The organism is Bythopirellula superficialaquae, from assembly GCF_059632245.1.
The window spans coordinates 4,888,741-4,910,258 of record NZ_CP197426.1; the positions used below are offsets into that span (position 1 = coordinate 4,888,741).

The 21,518-nt window shown below is 54.9% G+C and carries 19 protein-coding genes and 1 tRNA gene; 8 read left to right on the top strand and 12 right to left on the bottom strand.

Features of this window, described 5'->3' with window-relative positions:
• Positions 1-168: 168 nt before the first annotated feature.
• Positions 169-1,164: a LysR family transcriptional regulator gene (locus tag SH678x_RS20155; RefSeq protein WP_496920257.1), complete on the bottom strand. Its 996-nt coding sequence runs from the start codon at positions 1,162-1,164 to the stop codon at positions 169-171.
• Between the two features lie 333 nt (positions 1,165-1,497).
• Here SH678x_RS20155 and SH678x_RS20160 point away from each other — a divergent pair, with 333 nt between their 5' ends.
• Together SH678x_RS20160 and SH678x_RS20165 are read left to right on the top strand one after the other, a co-directional pair.
• The gene (locus tag SH678x_RS20160) at positions 1,498-2,310 is read left to right on the top strand and encodes a universal stress protein (RefSeq protein ID WP_496920258.1); all 813 of its coding nucleotides are present in this window, start codon (positions 1,498-1,500) and stop codon (positions 2,308-2,310) included.
• A gap of 21 nt (positions 2,311-2,331) precedes the next feature.
• Positions 2,332-3,246, top strand: coding sequence for a bestrophin family protein (locus SH678x_RS20165; protein WP_496920259.1), 915 nt, complete (start codon positions 2,332-2,334; stop codon positions 3,244-3,246).
• Positions 3,247-3,299: 53 nt separating this feature from the next.
• On the opposite strand, the gene SH678x_RS20170 is transcribed toward SH678x_RS20165, so the two are convergent.
• The 4 genes from SH678x_RS20170 to SH678x_RS20185 all read right to left on the bottom strand — a co-directional run bounded on the left by SH678x_RS20170 (position 3,300) and on the right by SH678x_RS20185 (position 8,122).
• Positions 3,300-4,931 (bottom strand): hypothetical protein, encoded by a 1,632-nt coding sequence (locus SH678x_RS20170; RefSeq protein WP_496920260.1) that lies wholly within the window; start codon positions 4,929-4,931, stop codon positions 3,300-3,302.
• Between the two features lie 169 nt (positions 4,932-5,100).
• Positions 5,101-5,628: a type 1 glutamine amidotransferase domain-containing protein gene (locus SH678x_RS20175; RefSeq protein WP_496920261.1), complete on the bottom strand. Its 528-nt coding sequence runs from the start codon at positions 5,626-5,628 to the stop codon at positions 5,101-5,103.
• Between the two features lie 19 nt (positions 5,629-5,647).
• On the bottom strand, positions 5,648-6,565 hold the full coding sequence (locus SH678x_RS20180) for an RluA family pseudouridine synthase (RefSeq protein WP_496920262.1): 918 nt from the start codon (positions 6,563-6,565) through the stop codon (positions 5,648-5,650).
• Positions 6,566-6,607: 42 nt separating this feature from the next.
• Entirely contained in the window at positions 6,608-8,122 is a 1,515-nt protein-coding gene (locus tag SH678x_RS20185; protein ID WP_496920263.1) for a carboxypeptidase M32, read from the bottom strand.
• 164 nt (positions 8,123-8,286) lie between these two features.
• Between SH678x_RS20185 and bshB1 the strand changes: the two genes are divergently transcribed.
• Both bshB1 and SH678x_RS20195 read left to right on the top strand, forming a co-directional pair.
• Positions 8,287-8,976, top strand: coding sequence for a bacillithiol biosynthesis deacetylase BshB1 (bshB1, locus tag SH678x_RS20190; RefSeq protein ID WP_496920264.1), 690 nt, complete (start codon positions 8,287-8,289; stop codon positions 8,974-8,976).
• A gap of 46 nt (positions 8,977-9,022) precedes the next feature.
• Positions 9,023-10,447, top strand: coding sequence for a bifunctional folylpolyglutamate synthase/dihydrofolate synthase (locus tag SH678x_RS20195; protein WP_496920265.1), 1,425 nt, complete (start codon positions 9,023-9,025; stop codon positions 10,445-10,447).
• 164 nt (positions 10,448-10,611) lie between these two features.
• On the opposite strand, the gene SH678x_RS20200 is transcribed toward SH678x_RS20195, so the two are convergent.
• On the bottom strand, positions 10,612-10,923 hold the full coding sequence (locus SH678x_RS20200) for a hypothetical protein (protein WP_496920266.1): 312 nt from the start codon (positions 10,921-10,923) through the stop codon (positions 10,612-10,614).
• A 550-nt stretch (positions 10,924-11,473) separates the two neighbouring features.
• Between SH678x_RS20200 and SH678x_RS20205 the strand changes: the two genes are divergently transcribed.
• Entirely contained in the window at positions 11,474-12,106 is a 633-nt protein-coding gene (locus SH678x_RS20205; RefSeq protein WP_496920267.1) for a hypothetical protein, read from the top strand.
• A gap of 706 nt (positions 12,107-12,812) precedes the next feature.
• On the opposite strand, the gene SH678x_RS20210 is transcribed toward SH678x_RS20205, so the two are convergent.
• The 3 genes from SH678x_RS20210 to SH678x_RS20220 all read right to left on the bottom strand — a co-directional run bounded on the left by SH678x_RS20210 (position 12,813) and on the right by SH678x_RS20220 (position 15,632).
• A complete protein-coding gene (locus SH678x_RS20210) occupies positions 12,813-13,838 on the bottom strand; it encodes a PIN/TRAM domain-containing protein (protein ID WP_496920268.1) in 1,026 nt (341 codons plus the stop codon).
• Between the two features lie 137 nt (positions 13,839-13,975).
• Positions 13,976-15,097, bottom strand: a complete 1,122-nt coding sequence (locus tag SH678x_RS20215; RefSeq protein WP_496920269.1) for a deoxyguanosinetriphosphate triphosphohydrolase — start codon at positions 15,095-15,097, stop codon at positions 13,976-13,978.
• On the bottom strand, positions 15,087-15,632 hold the full coding sequence (locus SH678x_RS20220) for an HIT family protein (RefSeq protein WP_496920270.1): 546 nt from the start codon (positions 15,630-15,632) through the stop codon (positions 15,087-15,089). The genes SH678x_RS20215 and SH678x_RS20220 overlap by 11 nt, the downstream gene beginning before the upstream one ends.
• Positions 15,633-15,880: 248 nt before the next feature.
• Between SH678x_RS20220 and SH678x_RS20225 the strand changes: the two genes are divergently transcribed.
• Both SH678x_RS20225 and SH678x_RS20230 read left to right on the top strand, forming a co-directional pair.
• Positions 15,881-16,642, top strand: a complete 762-nt coding sequence (locus tag SH678x_RS20225; protein ID WP_496920271.1) for a segregation and condensation protein A — start codon at positions 15,881-15,883, stop codon at positions 16,640-16,642.
• A gap of 117 nt (positions 16,643-16,759) precedes the next feature.
• Positions 16,760-17,881 carry a ligand-gated ion channel gene (locus tag SH678x_RS20230; RefSeq protein WP_496920272.1) on the top strand — a complete coding sequence of 374 codons (1,122 nt, stop codon included), beginning with the start codon at positions 16,760-16,762 and terminating at the stop codon, positions 17,879-17,881.
• A 97-nt stretch (positions 17,882-17,978) separates the two neighbouring features.
• Here the strand turns inward: SH678x_RS20230 and SH678x_RS20235 are convergent, their stop codons facing one another.
• Positions 17,979-19,112, bottom strand: coding sequence for a linear amide C-N hydrolase (locus SH678x_RS20235; protein WP_496920273.1), 1,134 nt, complete (start codon positions 19,110-19,112; stop codon positions 17,979-17,981).
• 695 nt (positions 19,113-19,807) lie between these two features.
• Positions 19,808-20,218: a hypothetical protein gene (locus SH678x_RS20240; protein ID WP_496920274.1), complete on the bottom strand. Its 411-nt coding sequence runs from the start codon at positions 20,216-20,218 to the stop codon at positions 19,808-19,810.
• A 188-nt stretch (positions 20,219-20,406) separates the two neighbouring features.
• On the opposite strand from SH678x_RS20240, the gene SH678x_RS20245 reads away from it, so the two are divergent.
• A tRNA-Gly gene (locus SH678x_RS20245) sits at positions 20,407-20,477 on the top strand.
• 1 nt (position 20,478) lies between these two features.
• On the opposite strand, the gene SH678x_RS20250 is transcribed toward SH678x_RS20245, so the two are convergent.
• Entirely contained in the window at positions 20,479-21,504 is a 1,026-nt protein-coding gene (locus SH678x_RS20250; RefSeq protein WP_496920275.1) for a LolA family protein, read from the bottom strand.
• Positions 21,505-21,518 lie beyond the last annotated feature (14 nt).

Here is a 21,518-nt window from a genome sequence, read left to right on the forward strand (position 1 = left end):
AGCAAATACACGTAGCAGAATCATTGGGAAAAGCACCCGCCGACAGGCAGGCTGACGGCACGAGCGGCACTGAGACTGGGCCGATTGTGGCACAATTCTCCCCAGGTTCAATAGTAGCACACGGTCCCGATACCAGATTTTCCGGGGAAATTCGCGATTTTTTCGCAGTTAAGAGAGTTCGCTGAGCAAACCGGCTTTGGCAGTTTTTGCGATCAGTATCGTCGCCGGGTGAGTGAGCTTGCGCTCGGTGGTCGCCACGAAGTAGCGTATCCGAACGTCAGGCAAACTCCCAACGACTTCCACGCCATGCTGCTTGGTGAGTTGCGGCAGGACCGCCGTGGGAACCGGGAACAAACCGCTGCCACCACCGCCGAACTCTTTCATCAACGCACTGTCGTCGAATTCGGCCACAATGTAAGGATTGAACTGCTGCTCGTCGAACCAGCGATCCAGCACACGGCGCATATCGGTGAGCGCGGTCGGTAACAGGATCGGACAGCCATCCAAGGAGGCCGGAAAGTTGACTCGATACTTTTCGGCGAGCTCCGCCGTCGCGCAGAAAGTCACATCGCTCTCACCGAGCGGATGATTGTAAGTCCGCACGCCCAAGGTGGGTGGGATGGAAGTATCGGTGAGGATCGCATCAAACTTATATCGCGTGAGCCCGGTCACCAAATCGCTGAGTTCCCCTTCGTGACAGATTAACTGAATCTGCTGAGGCATCTCCAATACGGGCGCTAGCAAGCGGTGTGTGATCAGCTTGGGGAGAGACGTCGGAATGCCAACATGCAACCGGCCGGAGCGCTTGCCGGGTAGACCACGAAGTGTCCCCAACATTTCTCGGCCAATTGAAAACATTTCGTCGGCGTAATCGAAAACGGTACGGCCCACGTTGGTTAGTACTAAGTTTCGTCCCGAACGGTCGAACAAGCGGTGGCCAAGGGCGCGCTCGAGCTTGCGGATTTGCATGCTGATCGTGGGCTGGCTGATTTGCAGGCGTTCGCAGGCGCTGGCGATACTGCCGTCGCGCGCGACGGCCCAGAAGTACAGCAGGTGCGAGAAATTCAGTTGCTGCAGATTCTCAAACAGTTGTGGCTTCACACCGACGTTCTGCTCGGGAACGCTTGCGTGGTTGACCACTTTGTGGGAATTGAGTTCGTGCATGATAGTCTGGCGACAGGTCGAAAATACTGCCAAAACCTAGGGGCACTGCGGACACCCGCAGCAAAACCGTTGTTTACCCAGCGAATAAACACAATCTGACATATCGCTACTACTGCTGGTAAGTGCAAATGGTTCACATCCAGCTGACGTTGACGGGAAAGTGCGTAAATCAATGAGATCCATCGAGAAATTCAAACTATTAGAAATTATTGATGTTTCCAGTGCTGGCAATCGAAGCAACTTCGCTCGAACAAATCCGTAGAATTCATTACACTCCCGCCCCCCATGAGCGATCACCACGGATTTTTTCCGGTTTTCGCAAGGATCGAGCCTATGTTGAACAGCGTTTTGTTGTACTTGGAAGAAGAACAACAGGCTCAATCCGTGATCCATTGGGGAGTTAAGCTGGCGAAACAAGTCAAAGCTCGGGTGCGGGGTCTGACGCTCGTCGATACCCGCGCCAGCGACGATGCCCACCTCAGCGAATCGGCCGCCTACGCTTCGCTTGTCAACTCGCATCAGCTGCTGGCCGAACATCAAAAAAATCAGTTGCGCAGCGATCTTTCCCAGGCCTGTTTGAAAGCCAAGCTCGATTTCGACGTTCGCAGTATTGCCGGCAATCCGTTGAATTTGTTGCCACAAGAAGCGCGGTTTCACGACCTCGTTGTGACGGCTGGCTTTGTGGGTGGCGATTCCGCGGGGCTCACGTCGGCGGACTTGATGGACCTCGTGACCCGCGGCGTCAATCCGCTGTTGGTCTTGCACCCCGAGCAACGTGCGATCGAGCGGGTGCTGTTTGTGTATGACGGCAGCGAGGCCATGGGCCGTGCGATTCGCTCGTATCTAAGTCTTGGAATTATGGAGAAAGCCCAACATCGGTTGTTGGCCATTGGGGAGAACGATCAAGCCGCGCGGAATGCGCTGCGAGAGATGTCGGACTATTGTCTGGTTCGCCGCCCGCATTTGGAAACAGGTTTTGTGGTGGGCAAAGTTCGCCATGTGCTTTTGCCGTACATCAAGAAATGGCAAGCGGATTTGGCCGTCATCGGCATGAGTCGCGGAAATCGTTTGTATCGCCGTTTGTTCGGTGATTGCTCGGTCAACATCTTGCAGCAGACGTCTTGCGCACTGTTTGCAATTGCATAATCGGAAGAAAGAAATTAGGTCATGGAACACAGGAACTTTTGGCACGAAATCTTTCTCACCAATACCTCGGTGACGCCGGGGATCAAGTGGCGCATCGCGGTCTTCGGAATCCTCGCGACAATCGTTTGGCTTGTCGGAGTTAACACCCGCTTGATCCCATCGTCCGACGTGGCTCCCTACGAATTGATTGGTGCGGCATTGGCCGTGCTGCTCATGTTACGCACCAACACCGGCTACGACCGCTGGTACGAAGGCCGCAAATTGTGGGGCGGCATCGTCAATCAATCTCGCAATCTCGCTCAAGTAGGCTTGGCCTACGGACCGGACGATTTGCGGTGGCGCGATCAGTTTGTCCGCTGGAGCGCGGCCTTTTCCCATGCCTGCCGACACAGTCTACGGGCGCAAAATAACATCGACGACATGCGACTGTTGTTGGGCGAAGCCGATTTGCAAAAGCTCGCCGCGGCACAACATAAGCCGCTTTATGTGACGCAGCGACTTGCCGAGCTCCTGCGTGAAGCTTTGGATAACCACCAAATGGATCGCTTCGCGTTCAAGGAAGCCGAAGAGCAACGGACCATGCTCATCGATCACATCGGGGCGTGCGAGCGGATTTTGAAAACGCCGCTGGCCAAGGCGTTGTCGGTCAAGATTCGGCGGTTCTTGTTCCTGTATTTGATCGCCCTCCCGTTTGGCATCTTTGACCGCGTTGACTTCTTGACGCCGATCATCGTGATGCTTGTGGCCTATCCGTTGTTGGCGCTCGACCAGATTAGCGTGGAGCTACAGAATCCCTTTTCGCTCAGCCGTGTGAGCCATCTACCGCTCGACGACATTTGCCGAACGATTCAAAGTAACCTGCTGGCGTTGTTGGATGAAGAAACCAACAAAGATCTGACGGAAACCGAGTCACCTCGGGCCAAGATCGCCGTCTAATTTGGGCTTCTGCTTCTACTAGCCTCCGGCGGAAGCCCACGGTTAATGAATCTCTAGTTCGACGCCATGGCAGCGACCGGAAACGAATAAAAATCAATCACCACCGCTTCAAGCGTGGGATCAAGCTCCGGCAATGTTTCCTGGGGCTTCGGCAAGATTTTGCCGACGATGCCAATTTCATCACCCACGGCGTGATTGGCATTGCCGATCAGAACGGGAACGGCCGGAATAGCGGTGGCGCTCCCCAGCGTGACATAGGCCAAAGGTCCGGCGGAGGTCTCTTCGATTCGCTCGACCTTGCCACTGAAAATCATGCCGGGGTTGGGTCGGTCGGCATACTGCCACCAACGCAGCGCGATCTGAGGAAGATCCCGCTGCACCACGGGGTCGGCCAGCAGATTGGCAAAGAGCCGCTTAGCCGAGAGGGCCTTAGTCATTTCATCCGGCGTGAGGCCGGGCTGATTCATGTAGGAACTTTTCTCAGCGAGACGGGCCAACGACATGTAGGCTTGGCCTTTGCTAGAGACCGATTCGCGGGTCGAGAGATCGCCCTCGCCGAGTTGGTTGGCGACTTCCTGGGCCGTGGCGAAGAGTTCGCTGAACTCCTGTGGGTTCACCAACTCGAGCGATGGACCACGATAGGCAGGCACTTCCGCCGAGGCGGGGGCAACGGCCGCATCTTCGCGGACAAGCGGCTCTGCTGCGGGAAGTTCGGTTTCTGTTTCGTTTGTTTCCGCGAGGAGTTCTTCTGCGGGCGGCGTTTCTTCCGTGACCGACGGCAAAGGTTGCTCCGCGATTTGCTCTTCACCTGGAATGAAGTCAGGCTCTTCAAACGACGCCGGCAACATGAACGCAGGCATGTATTGAGCGACGTGCAGCATGTCGCCTGCAGGTCCGCGCAGCCACAGCAGGGCATACAAACCCAAGGGTATGCCAACCACACCGAGGCTCGCGCTGGCCAACGTGCGAACTAAACTTCGCTTCCGTTTGGTGCGCGGCTTGGAACTGGCTTGGACATCGAAAGGGAGCTCTCGTTCGCTTTTGATATTAGCGGCGATTTGTTCGATCGTGGGCGCGTATTCCGGTTCTTCGACGCCAGCTAATTCAGGCTCGTAAGACTCGTCCGGCACATAAGCGTCGGCGGGCGACCAAGCCACTGGTTCGGGCGTTAGCTGACGCGATACGGTCTTGGGAAATAAATCTTCGTCGGCGACTTCGTACTCTTCAGGCTCGGCGGGCGATCCGGATTTCGTTGGTCCAAGTCGTGCACTACCAAAGTCGAAGCTGGGTCGTTTGGGTTCCGAGGTCTCTGGTTCGTCATCAACGTTATCGGCAATCGCACGCTTCAAACGCGCTTCCCAATCCGAGAGCGTGGCACTCGAGGTCAGCGGTTCCGAGGACGGTGTTTCCATCGACGGCATTTCAATGGAATCGGGAGCATCGTCCAGCGATTCGCGCGCGAACATGGCCGGTGAGTATTCGTCATCTGCAATGGCGGCCGTGGTGGTTTCAGGTTCGGTTTCGCGTGGCGGGAGGATTTCCGCTTCGGGGATAGAAAACTGCACCGTCTCCATCAGCAGGAATTCATCCTGGCAGCGCGGACAGCGAGCGCGGTCACTAAGCGTTGCTTGCTCGGGCAAGGCCAGTTGAGTGGTGCAACTCGGGCAGGTAGCGAGTTTTGCCATCGGATACATTCTCGGCGAAATTAAAAGGCGACGCGTATACCTCGATTTTACCGCACCGAGTTGCTCGCAACACCATCGATTCCTGGCGACATGGTCTATCAAACCGTCTGAATCGAACGGGTCGCCACAAGCCGGGGGGATTGTAGCGATTGCGTGGTCAAGCAGATTGCTAGCTCAGCAGTACTTGCAGAATCCCTCGGCAAAAATCGGGCAGATCATCCGGCTTGCGGCTCGAGACAAAATTCCGATCAACGACCACCGAAGCATCTTCCCAAATCGCGCCGGCGTTGACCAAATCATCCTTGATGCCGGGCGAACCGGTCACGCGCACGCCGCGATACACATCGGCTGAAATCGGAATCCACCCGCCGTGGCAGACCGCGGCGATCAGTTTTTGCGCGGCGTTGAATTCACGAACGATGGCCAGCACGTCGGGATCGCGGCGGAGCTTGTCGGGCATAAATCCGCCGGGGACGATCAGCCCAGCGAACTTGCTGGCGTCGACGTCGCTGATCGCAACATCCGATTTGCAGGGGTAGCCATTCTTGCCGGCATAAGTCACACCCGCTTCAGGCCCCGCGAGTACGACTTCAGCGCCCGCTTCGATCATCCGCAGCTTGGGATACCACACTTCGAGGTCTTCGTAGATATCGCCGACGAACATCAAAATACGTTTGCCAGTGAGGGGAGTTTCCATGCTATTGTCCTTTATCGTTTTATGGCTTCCCGATGAACCGCTGCATTAAATTCGGCAGCTCGGCGTGGAACTGGATGGGCTTCAGCGTTGCCGGGTGTATAAAACCCAGGGAAGTCGCGTGCAATGCGAGTCGGCTTTTGGGCCAACGCTCGTGCCGGGCGAGCTTGCGATTGTAACGGGGATCGCCCAGCACGGGATATCCATGATCGGCAAAGTGAACGCGGATTTGATTGCGACGGCCCGTCTCGAGTCGCACTTCCACCAAAGTCGTGTCGGCTAATTGACGCTGAACTTCATAGTGCGTGATCGCGAGTTCTCCTTTTCCCTCCTCGCGTGTGGAATATTGATCGAGATTGTCGCCCGTCACTAGGTAGGAACGAAATGTTCCCTTCACAGGTTTTAAGTGCCCTGCCACGATCGCGAGGTACACGCGTTCCGGCTTACGGTCTTTGAATTGTTCTTGGAGGGCAAACAAAATTTTCGGCGTTTTGGCAAACACCAACAGCCCACTCACCCCGCGGTCGAGGCGGTGAACGACAAACGCCTTGCGCTTGTGGCCGGTGCGCCGGAGATAATGGGTTACACGGTTCTCCAGCGTGTTGAATTCTCCGTGATCCGTAGCCACGGTCAGCACATTGGCACTCTTGTTGACGACAAGCAGGTGCTCATCTTCGAACACAATTTGAAACGTGCGGTCGGTCCATTTCTTCTTCTTTTCAGGATAACCTTGCTGCGGATCGTAGCGAACCTCAACGCGATCACCCGGGCGGATCAGCTTGCCGTTTTCCGAGCAAAGCTTGCCGTTGAGCGTGACGCAGTCGTGATCGAACAGCCCCCGCATCTTGCTGTGCGAAAGCTTGGTGAGTTGCTGCACCACGGCGCCAACGCGACCGGTTTGGTCTTCAGCGACAGTGGCGGTGAGGGTGGTAATGGGCATGAAGATTATTTTCTGTGAATGATTTTCGATCCAAGCCACTAACTACAGCCCATAAATCTCACCATACTTGGCCGTGAGCTGTTCCATCAGCGGGCCGTGGGAGAGGGGTTTGCCGGTGATGCGCTCGGCGAGTTGGGCCGGTGTGTAGCGGCGAGCATGGGTGTGAATGTTCGTACGTAGCCATTCACGCAAGTTGCCGAATTCTCCTTGGCGGAATTGGGCATCGAGGTCGCCTAGGTCTTGTTTAGCTTGCGCGAAGAATTGGGCCGCGTAGAGATTTCCTAGTGCATACGTGGGGAAGTAACCAAACAATCCCGCGCTCCAGTGAACGTCTTGTAGCACGCCGTCGGCGTTGGTGGGCGAAACCACACCCAGGTACTTACGATATTTTTCTTGCCACGCCGCGGGCAAATCGGCGACGGGCAGATCACCTTCCAGCAACGATTTTTCCAACTCAAAACGAATCAGAATGTGCAAGTTGTAGGTGACCTCGTCGGCTTCCACGCGAATCAGCGAAGGTCGCGAGTCGTTGATCGCCGCATAGAAATCGCCAACCGCCACGTTGGCAAGTGCCTCGGGGAAGACTTGTTGAGCTTGTGGGAAGAAAAACTCCCAGAACGCGCGGCTGCGACCGACTTGATTCTCCCACATGCGGGATTGCGATTCGTGAATGCCCAGCGACACATACTCTCCCGTGGGAAGTCCGTAAAATTCTCGCGGCAAGCCTTGGTCGTAAATCCCGTGGCCCGCTTCGTGAAGAATACTAAAGAAACCGTCCGAGAACGCATGCTCATCGTAGCGCGTGGTGAGTCGCACGTCGCCGGGGCCCAGGCCTGCGCAGAACGGGTGATCGGTCACGTCGAGCCGCCCCGCTTGGAAATCAAAACCAATCTTCGCGGCCGCTTGTTTGCCAAAGGCTTCTTGAGCCGGCGCGGGGTAGGTTCGCGCGAGAATGCTCTTGTCGGGGCGAAACTTGCTTTCGCTGATGGCCTGCACCAATGGGACGAGAGCATCGCGTAACTCAGCCAACACGCGGGCGACGTTGGCCGTCGATTCGCCTGGCTCGTAGTCATCGAGCAAAGGATCGTAAGGCGTGGCCGTGAATCCTAAAGCGGCAGCTTCCTGTTGTTTGAGCCCGACCATCTTTTCGAGAATTGGCTGAAACGCGGCGAAGTCGTTGGCTTTGCGCGCCGTGGCCCAAACTTGTTGACCTTGCACGGCGGTGCGAGTGAGTTCTTCAACAAGTGTCTGTGGCAAACGTGTCTTCTTGTCGTAATCGTGTTGCAGATGCTTGATGACCGCCCCGGTGTCGGTGGTCGCATCCTTGGCGAGTGGGCTGTTAGCGAGTTCGGCGAGCCATTCGCCCATGACTTTTGCGGTTTGCTTTTGATGCACGAGCCCCGCCACGTAAGCGGCCTGATTGGCGCGATACTCGCCACCAGCTGGAGGCATTTTGGTCCGCTCGTCCCATTCCAACAGCTCCTGGATGCTGGCCAGATAAGTCGCTTCGCGAACGTGATGGCAAAGCTGCGTGTAGGTATCTTCGGGAGTCGGCATGGATATTCCTTCGCAGCCGTCGACGCAAGTCCCCGGCTGCAATTCTTGACCGTCGGCTGCCATCTGCGGCTAGCAGTTGGTTTCCTCTGAATAGTACAATGATTCACGCTATTGAACCTTAATCTCACCGTGAGTCGCAAGGTCTGAGTTCGATTGGAAGCAATATGCTCGATGTTTTAGTGGTTGCGCCGCATCCCGATGATGCGGAACTTGGCATGGGCGGGGCCATTTTGAAGTTCGTGGCCGAAGGCCTGCGCGTGGGAATTCTGGATCTCACCAGCGGCGAACCGACGCCGCACGGCTCGCTGGAGATTCGCGCCCGAGAAACCGCTGCCGCCACGAAAATATTGGGAATCGAATGGCGCGAGAATTTGGGGTTACCGAATCGCAGCTTGGAAGCCACTCTCGAGAATCGCGCGAAGCTCGCGGGAGTCTTTCGCCGCGAGCGGCCCAAATGGTTGTTCGCGCCGTATTGGGTCGATGCGCATCCCGATCACGTGGCCGCGACCCAGTTGGTCGATGGGGCTCGATTTTGGTCGAAGCTTACGAAGACCGATCTCCCCGGCGAGCCGTTTCACCCGCAGCGAATCTACAACTACTACTGCGTGCATTTGAAGCAGGCATTGCAACCAGCGTTTGTGCTCGACATCAGCGAGCAGTGGGACGCCAAGTTCGCGGCAATCCAATGCTTTGAAAGCCAGTTCATCACTGGCCGGGTGACCGAACCGCCAACGTTTATGGATGGCCTCCGCGACGAGGCGGCCTACTGGGGCAAGACGATTGGCTGCCGCTATGGCGAACCATTCACCTGCCGCGAGCCGCTCGGCATGAAAACAATGGCGGGGTTGGTGTAGAACTTCAGCCATCATTATTACTAAAGAAATTCATAGATCGCGCATCATGACATCCCTTCCTCCCGCTGAAGAACCCGCCAAGACGACGCTCACGCCCCATGAGCGCGCGAGCGAGTTTCTGCTGGGACGCATCAATTACGAGCGAATCACCGAGTTGCCCTATGGCAAGCGGCATATGAAGCTCGACCGGATGCGGGAGCTTCTCACGCGGCTCGGAAATCCTGATGCGGGGTTGCCGATTGTGCACGTCGCGGGCACGAAGGGGAAAGGTTCGACTTCGGCGCTGGTGGCGGGCGTTCTCCAAGAAGCTGGCTACGAAACGGGCTTGTTTACTTCACCGCATTTGGAACGTATCGAAGAACGCTTTGTCGTGAACGGCGTCCCCTGCCCTAGCGACGATCTTGTCGCGCTCGTGGAACAACTGCGACCCGTGGTCGAGCAAATGGATCGCGAAGCCGACGGCTCGTTGGGCCTGACGTATTTTGAGCTGACGACCGCGATCGCGCTCATGCACTTTGCCCAACGCAAAGTGGACATCGCCGTGCTGGAAGTCGGTCTGGGGGGTCGGCTCGATTCGACAAATGTCTGCCAGCCGGCGATCACCGTCATCACGAGCATCAGCCTCGATCACACGAAACAATTGGGCTCGACGGTCGAAGAAATCGCCGCCGAAAAAGCAGGAATTATTAAACCCGGCGTCCCCGTACTCTGCGGACCGCTGGAAACGGGGCCACGCAACGTGATTGCCGAGATCGCGCGTCAGCACGGCTCACGCATGATCGAAGCGGGCCACGATTTCCAGCATGTCTATCATCCTCCTGTCGAATTTGAAAAGCGTAACAAGCTGGGTCGGCTCGATTTCACCGGTGATTTGGGCAGCGAAGATGCCACGCTCTCCGGCATTCCGCTCAAGATGTTGGGCGAACATCAAGCCGAGAACGCAGCGCTGGCCATAGCGATTGTCGCGCGATTACGCAAACAAGGCTGGTCGATTTCCAGCGAGGCGATCCGCGAAACTTTTGCTAAACTTGTACTGCCCGGCCGGATTGAACTCGTCCGCCGGCATCCCGCGGTGTTGCTCGACGTGGCACACAATGTCGCGGCCGTGGAAGCTTTGGTCGAAGTCATCACAACCTGTTTTTCCTGCGAGCAGCGCATCCTGGTCTTGGCAGCCACAAAAGATAAGGACGTTCGGGGCATCGTGCGAGTGCTGGTGCCGCATTTTCAAAAGGTGATTGTGACCCAATATCACAACAATCCGCGGGCCGTCGAAACCGACAAGTTGGGCGAAGTCGTTCGCGAAGAGTTGGCCAAGCTCACGAGCACTGAGACAGTGGTGTACGAGCGATTGCTCCCGGCGGAGGCTTGGCAATTGGCCCAGGAATTGGCCGAGCCGGATCAGCTCGTGTGCGTCACCGGCTCGTTCTTTATTGTTGCGGAGTTACGCCCCGAGCTATTAGCAGGCGTTTAAGCCGTCGACTGCGCCGCGTTTTCACACGGCGCGTGATCATGACAGCCAAGCAGCATCCCAGGTAAGTTAACATCACAAATCCTTTCGCGATTGTCTTTTTATATTGTCTGCGGGGGAACCGGCGAGCGGGGGATGTTAATCCCCTGCAATGTCCTGCAAGGTTATTATTGAGGCCAAGTCCAGCGCGGTTCCTCGTGCCATTCCCATTCGCTCTCTGTGAAGGGAGTGGGAGGATCCAAATCGGCGACGGGGCTTTGATTCGTCCGCCAGGCCAACTTGGCTTCCCGACGTTCGCTGCGAACTTCGTCTTGCAAGTTAGCGACCAATCGGGCAATCATCGGATCCGACCAGGGCAAGCGATTGCTGGGGCGGTCTTCGGTCAGTGTGGTTCCGTTAATCAATGTATCGATGGGGTCGTTGGCGGCGACACGAATCACCGTGCAAACCACTCGCCGAGTCTTCCGTGGTGCGACCATGTTTCTATTCCTCTGCGTCTGTGAGCGAATCGTCCGCTCGTCTGTTCCATAAGATGATTTGAAAAGAGGCGCTGTGTTGCCCAAGCCTAAAATCCCTTAGCGTTGGAGCCGAACACGTTTCGCCCGGCGGACTCGCTTGCTCCGCAAACTCATCCAACCTTCATGGCATTCTTATTATGCAGACCGCGTGCCAAACTCGCGTTCCAGCCCGCAGGCACTGCAAAGAAGCCGAGAAATGTGCTTTTCGGCGTGTTTAGTAGGCGCTAGCATGCCAAAAAATTCCATTGGCAGCAGGAAGAAATTGCAAAACACCTTGCAAGCAGCCATAAGCTGTAGGGTCTAGCGAAAGCTTGTGGGCTAAGGGTGTTTTGGTGCCCGCTGCAGGCAGAGAAGCAGTGGCGGCTTGTTTCTTCGCGGAAGCAATTTACGAGCGAACAGGCCGCTAATTCCAGGTGGCTTTTTTGTTGTAAATGGCCACTGGAGGCGGGAAAATGTTGGCTAGGTCATCTATAAGGTGTACCGCGCACTGTCTTGGATCAAGGAGAATGCTGTGGATCGATTAAAACATCAAAGTAGCGTTGCGATATCTCTTGTGTTGTGGCTCGCAAGCTTCGTGTTGGCAGAGTCTCCTGAAGAGAACGATGATACGGTGATAATTCCGCTGTCATCGATTGTGACAACAAGTCCACAAAAAGGGATGTTACACCTCGGGGAGCTGTTGGCTCAGGCGTCAGATCAAGTTGCGAAGTCCACACGCGGGTACCAGACTCAGAATTATCAAGCCAACAAGGGCGGTGCCTCGAATGTCTTCCTGGTCGATGCTGGAGACGCGGCAGCTGCGATAGTAGCCAGCTACAGTGTTTTTGTCGGCCCGTGGTCAGCAAATACACCTGCCTATGAAAACAAGCCGGATCCAAGCCGCGGTTTACATTGGATGGTTGCTTATCTCGGCTGGGGCGACGATGATTCCACCACTTGGGAAGTTGAGGATGTCCGTAGGCAAGGAAAGCAAATGACGCTGAGATACCGCAAAAAGCGTCTTCCGGAGGACAGTGATCAAAATCACCAGTACTTCTTTTGGGTTCCTCTAGGAAAACTTGATCCTGGGTCGTATGACGTCAAACTTGAGGATGGTGATTCAAATACGACAAAACTTACGCGCCGAGTTGAGATTACGCGGTAAGCTTTCCACAAGTTTTTACCTCACACAAACAACTTGCTGGACTCCTATTTTTCTAGACCTCACTGAATAACAATCCTTTCGGCGTTAAGAAATTCAGGGCTCTTTCTTATCCGCGTTGATCAGCGTCCATCAGCGGTTTCTTATTCGTGCTATTCGTACGATTCGTGGTTTCTCTCTGCGACCCCCGCGTCTCTGCGTGAAAATTCTGGATTCCCGCCTGCGCGGGAATGACACGCCGAGGGGTGGCCAAAAATCGTGGTAGCATCGCGCTCACAAATCACGATAATGGGGTCTTATCGTTAGCCGCGACGTGATGCGAAGCAACGCGGAGCGAGTTAAGTGCATTGTAGGCCGGACGGAGTAACACGAGTTCCGGCAAGAAGAGGGGGAGCGTTAAACATCTTTCGATGAAGCATTGCCGGAACTGCGCGGAGCTTGTTCCGGCCTACAAGTTTCACAACCCATTTCGAGGGACGGATACTTTACACTATCCGTCCTGGCCACGCCGAAGGTCCAGACAGAAGGCAATCACGATGAAAAAAAACACACTCATTTCAAAAGTGCGCAAAAAAGTCTGCCAAGTTGACCAAGTTGGAAGAGTTGACGTTTTTCCCGAGAAAATATGAGGATCTGCAGCAGAAATCAACTTGGCAAAGTTTGCCAAGTTGAAGGAGGGAAAATTGATGATTTCTGAATCGGCTTCCCATCAGCCCGTGGGTTTTCCCTCATACTTACCGAACACCATACGCCCCGCGCTGGTCTGCAGAACGCTCGTCACGTTCGCCATGATATTTTGATTGACATAATCACGGCCCCCTTCGATCACGACCATCGTGCCGTCTTCGAGATAGCCGACCCCTTGGCCGGGCTCTTCGCCCGCTTTGATGATGCGGACTTCCAAGTGTTCGCCGGGCAGGAAGATGGGCTTGAGGGCGTTGGAAAGGTCGTTGAGATTGATGACCCCCACACTATGAAGCTTTGCCACTTTGTTGAGGTTGTAGTCGTTGGTTACGACCTTGCCTTCCAAATGCTTGGCGAGCAACACGAGTTTTTGATCGACCGATTGCCCGGCAAATTGGGGCAGCTCGCGATCGAAAATTTGCAGATCAACCTTGGGATCGGAGCGCAAACGGTTGAGAATGTCGAGCCCGCGACGCCCACGCCCGCGACGCAGTCGGTCGCTGGAATCTGCGATCGCCTGCAACTCGGCAACGACGAATTGGGGCATGATCAGTTGGTTGTCGATGATGTGCGTTTCCACGACGTCTGCAATCCGTCCGTCGATCACCACGCTGGTATCGAGCACGTAAGGTTTGAGACCTTTGATTTCTTTGGCAAATTCAACATAGGGAATAATGAAGCGAAAATCGTCCTTGGTCTGCATCAGAATGCTAATGCACGTATAGCACATGACCATGCCGAGAATCACGGGGATCCATTGCGCGAGCAGTGTTCCCGCCCGCGGGAGCATCGGACTGAGCGCCAATTGCAACACGTAAGTCAGCAGCAGTCCGATCAACAAGCCAAAGTAGACCGCAGTGATCGTATCGAGCCGTTTGCGGCCCGCGAGAACGTCAATCGCGATGACCCCGACGGCCAGCAGGACCAACCCGCCAAAGACCATGTAAGGGATCAATGCGGAATCACGCGAGAGCTCGTCGGAATTGATGAGTTGAAAACCAATACCCGCTGCGACGAGCACAAAAAAGCAGCGTAAAATTACAAGAGCCATAAAGATCGGCCAAGTTATGGATGATGTTGGCGTGCGCTCGCAAAAATGATGGCAAGCCGCTCGCCAGAAAAATGATATTACCCCGCATATATTCTAGCACGCTCGGCTAAGCGAGTCAGCCCAGGCCGCGCTAGCGCTTAGCGGCGATGCTCGCCCAAGGCAAAACGGTCGGTCATACTGGCCAGATAATCGCAGACAGAACGCGAAACGCCGTCGTCCGCCAAACGGGCTTGAAACTTGGGTGGCAGAGTTTTTGGATTAGCCGAGTAGCGGTTAAAGAGTTCCAGAACTGCCTCTTCGGCAAGGGACCGTTCAGCCAAAACATTCGGATGCCGGTAAACTCGCTCAAACAGAAAGCGTTCCAATTCCGACTTTTTCGCCAGGATTGCATCCGACGGGGTGATGAGACGCAATGGCGCTGAAGTGACTTGAGACACACTTTGAATCTCGTATTCCGTGAGTAGGGTTTTGGTATTTTCGACCAAGTCGCTCACCAAGAATTCAATCAGCCGATGAATCACGGCGCGGCGAAACCGCTCGGTATCGAGCGCCGGATAGCGAGAACGAACATCATCCGCCGCTTGCTGCCACAGAGGCACGGCCAACAAGTCGTCCAAATCAAGCAGGCCCAACTCCAAGGCATCATCGGCATCGTGCGTGTCGTAGGCAATACTGTCCGCCGCGTCGACCACTTGCACTTCCAACAGCGGCATCGACTTTTGCGACATGCGATGCTCCTTCGTGCGAGTTCGCTGGCCGGAAAGAACTTCGCTGGAAAGATTGAGCCCGGCAAATTCCGGATAGCGAGTTTCCAACAGCGTGGCGATTCGCAGGGCGTGTTGGTTATGATTGAAGCCTCCGCAATCCCGGCAGCACTCAGCGAGCACGGCTTCCCCCGCATGCCCAAACGGCGGGTGACCAATATCGTGCATCAAGGCCAGGGCTTCGATCAAATCTTCGTTGAGTCGAAGTTCGCGGCCAATCGTACGTGCGATCGAGGCGACTTCGAGCGTATGAGTCAAACGCGACCGATGATAATCGCCGAGTTCTCCGGTGAAGACTTGCGTCTTGTGGGCCATCCGGCGAAAAGCGCTGCTGTGAACGATCCGATCACGATCGCGTTGAAACGGACCGCGATACGGATGGGCCTGCTCGGGGTGTTCGCGACCAGCCGTGTCAGCGCTGTGCATCGCATACGGCGCGAGCAGTGCGGCCTCGCGTTCCACGGTCGACTCGGCGGCAAACAGATCACGAGTCATTCGTCAAAGCCTCCCACAAGGCTTCCAGCGATTGCGAGATCACCCGTGTCCCCGCCGTGGTGGGCATGAAGTTGTTATCCCCCGGCCAGCGCGGCACTAAGTGCCAATGCAAATGGCCTGGAACACCTGCCCCGGCAATACGTCCCAAATTGAGGCCGATATTGAAGCCCTCGGCGGAAATTAACTTGGCAAGCTGTTTTGTGTAACGGCTCAGTGCCTGCATAGCGGCCAGATGTTCGTCGTTTGTGAGTTCGCTCAAATCCGCGACATGCCGCACAGGTGCCACTAACAAGTGGCCGTTGTTGTAAGGATAGCGATTGAGCAGTGTGACGCAGTGATCGTCGCGAGCGATAACCAGATTTTGCTGATTTGCGGCGTGGGCATCGGCGTAATCACCGGCCGCTCGGCAAAGAAAACAGCCGTGGTCGGCACCCGCTTGCCATGTGTTTGGCAGAATCTGAGTCTCCTCGCTCTTATCACCGGCAGCGATATAACCGATTCTCCAAGGCGCCCAGATCCGCTGTTCGTCTGCCACAATTATTATTCTCAGAGTGCTATCAGATACCCCGTCAGTGGAAAATTTAGGGCTGTGAGTGCCCTGAAGCAATACCGACCGCCACCATTTGCCACATGGGCTGGTGCAAAGTTCAGCAAGCAAGCATAATCCCTGCCCTGATTTTCCTAATTAACCACGAACCAAACGAATGACACGAATGAAGAAGTACTGAACAACTATTCGTGCTATTCGTTAGATTCGTGGTTAAAAAATAACGGTATGTATTGATGCGATTTCGCGTGCAACTCGATATGTTTGCCGGGCCCTTGGACCTGCTCTGGTATCTGGTGCGCAAGCAGGAACTCGACATCCTCGATATCCCCATCGCACTCGTGACCGAGCAATATCTCGAACTGCTCACGGTCCTTGAGGTGATCGACGTCAACGCCGTGGGAGATTTTCTCGAGCTCGCGACTCGACTCATGGAGATTAAATCCCGACTGATGCTCCCCCGGCACGAGGAAGAGCAAGAAGCCGAGCAGCAGGTCGAAGACCCGCGCCACGATATCGTGCAGCGGCTGTTGGAATATAAGAAGTATAAAGACGCTGCGAGTATGTTGGCCGAGCGTGGCCAGCTTTGGCAGCAGCGATTTGCCCGGCGTGCCAACGATCTGCCCACGGTTGGAATCAATCCCGCTGAACAAGAAATCCGCGAAGTGGAAATGTGGGACTTGGTCAGTGCCTTCGCGCGTGTGATCCGCGACAACGCGGTCGCCAAGCCGTCGGCTATTCGCTACGACGATACGCCCATAGAAGTCTACATGGATCAGATCCGCGAACGCTTGGCCACCGAGTCGCCGCTCGCCTTCACAAGCCTCTTTCCACCGGGGATCATTCGGTCGCAACTAACCGGCATGTTCCTCGCCGTTCTGGAACTCATTCGGCACCATCATGTGGGGGTCGAGCAGGAAGATTTGTTTGGCGAGATTTGGATCTTCGCCAAAGCCGCCGAAGCGGTCGACGTCGACCAGCAGGAACAAGCGGCCTAGCGTCGGCGGCTCCTCCCGCTAAACAGCCAGGGGCTAAGCGGTTACAATCGTTAGCGATTCGCGCCGGGAATGGTTCCTGGAGGACCGATCATGGAGGTCTCCGTCGGGGAGTGAAAAGTGCGTTTAATTTGGCAACCTTTGGTGACAAGCTCAACTGCCGCCTGCAAAAATCAATTGTTCAGTGCCATTGTCGTGGCGTTTGTCTTAGTGGTGTTGGGCTTAAGCCGGGCATCCGCCATCGAAGCGGGAATGCCCAATCCCCCCGGCTCGCCGACTGTCGTGAAGGTTGGAGTCTTCATAGCCGACGTGATCGAACTGAACGAGGTGGATGAAACCTTTCAAGCAGAAATTGTTGTGATGGCGGAATGGAATGACCCACGCTTAGCTTTCGATCCGGCCGAAGAGGGGACGGACGTCAAACTCTTCCAAGGGCAGTACCAGTTCAACGAAGTCTACGCGGGGTGGTGGCCCCAACTGGTGATAGTCAATGAAATCGGCTCGGGGGACGTCAACGCCATCACTATTCGAGTCCATCCCGACGGGCGAGTCCACTATCTGGAGCAGCGGAGCATTACGTTGGAGACTCCCATGAAACTCCAACCGTTTCCGTTCGACACCCAAGTGCTCGAGGCAAAAATGATTGCCTTTGGCAACTATAGCGACTCAGTGGTGTTCGAAGTGGACGAGCAGATGGTGAATGCGACCGAGGAACACGTCCTCAGCAACGAACAGATCAACATCGCCCAATGGCGCCTGATCAACCTCGATCAGGTGGCCGAGCTTGCGGACTTTCGCTATTACGGTCGTTCCAAGCAGATTTCGGTGCTCCGCTTCAACATAACTCTCGTGCGCGAGTCGGCCAATATCATTTGGAAGGTGATCGTCCCGCTAATCGTCCTCGTACTCTTGATGTGGGCCGTCTTTTGGATGGAAGTGGACAATCTGGCAGATCGTTTGAATATCTCCTTCATTGGAATCCTCACGATCGTGGCCTATCAGTTCCTGATCGATGGCACGATGCCTCGGATCGCCTACTTCACATTCACCGATACCGTGTTGCTGTACTCTTTCCTGGTGATGTGTTTGGCAATCGTGGAGAGTCTGATCCTCTATTCGCTCTGCAAGGCGGGACGTAAGCCGCTGGCCGAGAAAGTGGACCGTGCGGCCCAGTGGATGTTTCCGATTCTTTATTTTGCCGGTCTGTTGATTAGCTATTTCTACTACATCTACAGCTATTAAGAAAAAAGCTGAAACAACAAAAAAGGTGACAGAACGATTCGACAATCCGTTCCGTCACCTTACTGTCTGAGGAGTTTCTTGCTAGATCGCGATAAAACTATTTGTGAAGCGCTGTTGCAATGTTCTCGCCCGTCGGGGGAACGAGCGACTCGATTTGTTCGTTTCCTTGCATCGAGAATGTGACGATCTCGTCGGCGTTGGGATTCATAGCCGTAAGATCAATCATGCGAATTTGACTGTTTTCGTGAGTGCGAAAGTAGAACCGCTTCGCCTTCAAGTCGCAGGCACAGGTCCACTGCGTGATTTCGCAAACATCGTTCCCATGATCGCCGTTCGTCAGTTCGCGGGTCGAACCACGCGGAATGTCGAAATTATTCAGGACATGGAATGCCGCCAACAGGGATTGTTCACCGTTGGAAGTTGGCTCCATCGACTGGCTGTACGCCACGGCCCGCACAAATCGCGACGGAGGTGTGTAGTCGCCTGGTAGTCCCAACATCCCGGAACCCTGCCCGAAACTATCGAGTGTGAGCCCGTCCAATTTCAACGGCGGGGCAAGCACCGGGGACATCTTCACATAGTTCCGGAGGTTCGTCATGTGCCAATCGAAAGTCGGACAGTTCGTGAGCACCCCGATCGGATTATCGAAGATACGCGGCGCACCATCGGTGTATTCGATGACGATGCTCTTGCCGGTTGCGTCCATGACCAAGTAATGCACGCCAGGACTAATGCCCATCTGCTTGAGCACCACAGCCGGAACAACCACCTTGTTCACGCCTTCACGAACTTCGTCGAGAGTCGCAAAATTGTCCAGAATGAACACACCGAGCTCGATCGCGGAAAGTGTCTGGTTGGCATCCTTCGCGTCATAGGGCATATACTCTGCCATATCAGGAAAATAGAACAACCCGACGGCCAGGCCCTTCTCGTTAACACCGTTGAGCATCACGGGCAATCCAAACGCATTGGCTCCAACGCTCGCGTATTTGGCTGTCCACTTCATGCCAGGCGCACCATCAGGCGTACTGCCCGTGCGAGAATACCCGCGGGGCACGACAATCACCTCCGATTCAAGAGGCATCCCAAATTCGAGCGTGCGAGCTTGAATCACCGTACCATCGCTGGCCGTCACGCGTATGCCGGTGCAGGCCATCGTCGGCGTTGCGAGCAAAGCGACAAGCATGCCAATGGCAAGCGAGAATTTGGTGATTTTGTGGTTCAATAACATGAAAGTCTCCTAACTAGTGTGGCTCGCGTGCGAACCAGACCGCAGTTGCAACATCGCCACGCTTGTGGATGGCCAGTCTGCGGTCTGCCGAATCGCCCAACAAGTATAGGGCGCTATTGGTGCGTCGAGACGCATTCGAAATGTGGCGAATTCCACGATTCGGGCGATGTTAAAGGCGGCAGCAGGACAGGTCCATTAAATGGACCGTGTTGAGATGATCGCAGACGTTTCGAGTGATGAGCAGCCAGCCTATCGCCGTGGCAACTCGGGGGGCATTTTCACCTTTCGCCCTAGCGCACCTCGCATGATCGTCTCTGTTCAGCCAGCGGCCGGAGAGGAAGTGTCAGTTGGGGAAATGCCCATGTTGACGCTTGGCGGCAATGGTGTGTTCGTCGTTTTCGGGCACCAGAGAGGACGATTTGAATCAAGTTGCCGACGAGCAGAGTCCTGAGCAATAGCAAACACGTCGCAGTTGAATCGATCCGATATCTCACGGCGGATTTCATGAATTTCTTCAATGGTTGTGTCAGTTTTCATCGGTTTCACCGCCCAACATTTCCTCAGGTGTGCAAATGATTGGAATAGGAATCCCCAGCTCTGTTAAAACACAGTGGATACTATGACATCGGATGCAACCGGACGCCACTACGAGGCACGGCGTGGTTCGCCGCTGACTTGTCCAGGAAGGGTTAGCGTCAACGGATGGTGAACCATTGCCACAGTTGGTAACCAATGCAGCTAATCAGTATCACGCGTATAATGATGCTGAACCAGCTGAAACCAAGTTTTCCTTTCTCGCGTCGAGCTTCAAATGGCAGGCTGCCCGTCCAAAATTGCCCCCATCCATTGAGCCCGAAGTGATATGTTCGATCACTCGTTTCAACCGTCAATATGTACCCGGGTATGCGAAGGAAGAACGACTGAAACGAACAAAGGACGGCATCCTTAATTTCAGCGTAGTCGATTCGCCAGTCGCCGCATTCGAGTCGATCTTCAAAAACCTTGAGTAGTCCACGTCGTGAAGTAATCCAGTTAGGGCCATACTTCCGCTGGTCGCCTTGGGCGGTCGTGGCTTTCGTCATGCATTTGTGAAGTAGTTCAGACATTGGCAGTACTTCGGGCGACAAACTTGTATTAGACAAAAACGTCCTCTCTATCCCAGCATTCTGTTCACATGCACACGGATAAGCAATACTGCTGTTTTACGGCTCCATGTGTCCACATCCACCACTTACTTGCGGCTCCTCTACGCCCATCTTAAACTACTAATAGGCCCGCTTTTGGCGGTCCTCATGCGGGTGTAGTTCAATGGTAGAATGAAAGCTTCCCAAGCTTTAGGCGGGGGTTCGATTCCCCTCACCCGCTCTTATTCTTTCGGCAGTTGATCGGGCGCAAACTGTGCGACATGGAAATCGCCGAACACGCCCCAATAGACGTCGTTGTGTTTGTCGTTGAACCAAAAGATCATCTCGTTTCCATCATTCTTTTGGCGATTGGCAAAATACTGCCAGTCTGTTCCTTGTGACCTGCGGGTGACTGAGGCCACGGCAGCGACGTAAAAGGGAAGTTTCATCATTTCGGCGCTGGGAAGTTGATTGGGTTGAGGTTTTGGCATCTTCTGCCTCAGGGTCAACGCGGCGTCCTGTAGCTTTTCAGGAAGCCGCCCCCCCATGTGCTTGGCATAGATCTTCAGGAATTCGGCAACCAAATGCGCGGGGGTCGTGACGCCATCAAGGGGAATGGCAGAGTCGACCTTGAACCCCGGCGCAGGATCGATGCTGAATAGCGCGGCATCGAGGACGGGGTTCAATTCGATATTCGTCCAAGTATGAGTGGTCCCTGCTGCGGGATCCTTTTCACGCAGATCGACTTGAAAGAGCTCGCCCGTTTTGGAATTCACCCAGACTGTTATGAATTGGTCATCGCGTTCGAACTGGAAACCCTCGGCCAGGACAGTACCAATTTTTTTAGTGCCGATGGGAAAGCCTTGTTCTTCGTCAAGAGATTGGACGCGCTTGATGGCTTGGACCGCTTTATCGGCTTCTTCCGATTTTTTGAAAGGCAAAATACTGGCGGTTTTGTTCTTTTCGTCCACCATTAACACCTTGCCGGCATTGGCATCCAGAACAAAATAATTCTGCTGGCCGTTGCGGGCCTTGATTTGTATGCGCACCTTGCCGGGGACTTGATAAAGATTACGCCCCCGCCCGACGATCTTGCCGTCAGACGCACGTTTGGAAATCCAGTCATAACTAAGTGTGTGCGCCGCTCTTATTTTTTCCACAACTTGGGCGAAGGCGACCGAGTTGCCCGCACTGGTCACCACGACGTAAGCCATTAACACACTCGCCGCCATACCCATGATGGCTGCGACTTTCGATTTCCAAGACATCTGTTTGATCCTTT

Coding starts and splice junctions, on each gene's coding strand:
- bshB1 (WP_496920264.1), top strand. CDS start 8,287: ATGCTCGATGTTTTAGTGGTTGCGCCGCATCCCGATGATGCGGAACTT.
- SH678x_RS20200 (WP_496920266.1), bottom strand. CDS start 10,923: ATGGTCGCACCACGGAAGACTCGGCGAGTGGTTTGCACGGTGATTCGT.
- SH678x_RS20225 (WP_496920271.1), top strand. CDS start 15,881: ATGCGATTTCGCGTGCAACTCGATATGTTTGCCGGGCCCTTGGACCTG.
- SH678x_RS20160 (WP_496920258.1), top strand. CDS start 1,498: ATGTTGAACAGCGTTTTGTTGTACTTGGAAGAAGAACAACAGGCTCAA.
- SH678x_RS20180 (WP_496920262.1), bottom strand. CDS start 6,565: ATGCCCATTACCACCCTCACCGCCACTGTCGCTGAAGACCAAACCGGT.
- SH678x_RS20235 (WP_496920273.1), bottom strand. CDS start 19,112: ATGTTATTGAACCACAAAATCACCAAATTCTCGCTTGCCATTGGCATG.
- SH678x_RS20155 (WP_496920257.1), bottom strand. CDS start 1,164: ATGCACGAACTCAATTCCCACAAAGTGGTCAACCACGCAAGCGTTCCC.
- SH678x_RS20215 (WP_496920269.1), bottom strand. CDS start 15,097: ATGACTCGTGATCTGTTTGCCGCCGAGTCGACCGTGGAACGCGAGGCC.
- SH678x_RS20185 (WP_496920263.1), bottom strand. CDS start 8,122: ATGCCGACTCCCGAAGATACCTACACGCAGCTTTGCCATCACGTTCGC.
- SH678x_RS20240 (WP_496920274.1), bottom strand. CDS start 20,218: ATGTCTGAACTACTTCACAAATGCATGACGAAAGCCACGACCGCCCAA.
- SH678x_RS20195 (WP_496920265.1), top strand. CDS start 9,023: ATGACATCCCTTCCTCCCGCTGAAGAACCCGCCAAGACGACGCTCACG.
- SH678x_RS20250 (WP_496920275.1), bottom strand. CDS start 21,504: ATGTCTTGGAAATCGAAAGTCGCAGCCATCATGGGTATGGCGGCGAGT.
- SH678x_RS20170 (WP_496920260.1), bottom strand. CDS start 4,931: ATGGCAAAACTCGCTACCTGCCCGAGTTGCACCACTCAACTGGCCTTG.
- SH678x_RS20210 (WP_496920268.1), bottom strand. CDS start 13,838: ATGGCTCTTGTAATTTTACGCTGCTTTTTTGTGCTCGTCGCAGCGGGT.
- SH678x_RS20165 (WP_496920259.1), top strand. CDS start 2,332: ATGGAACACAGGAACTTTTGGCACGAAATCTTTCTCACCAATACCTCG.
- SH678x_RS20175 (WP_496920261.1), bottom strand. CDS start 5,628: ATGGAAACTCCCCTCACTGGCAAACGTATTTTGATGTTCGTCGGCGAT.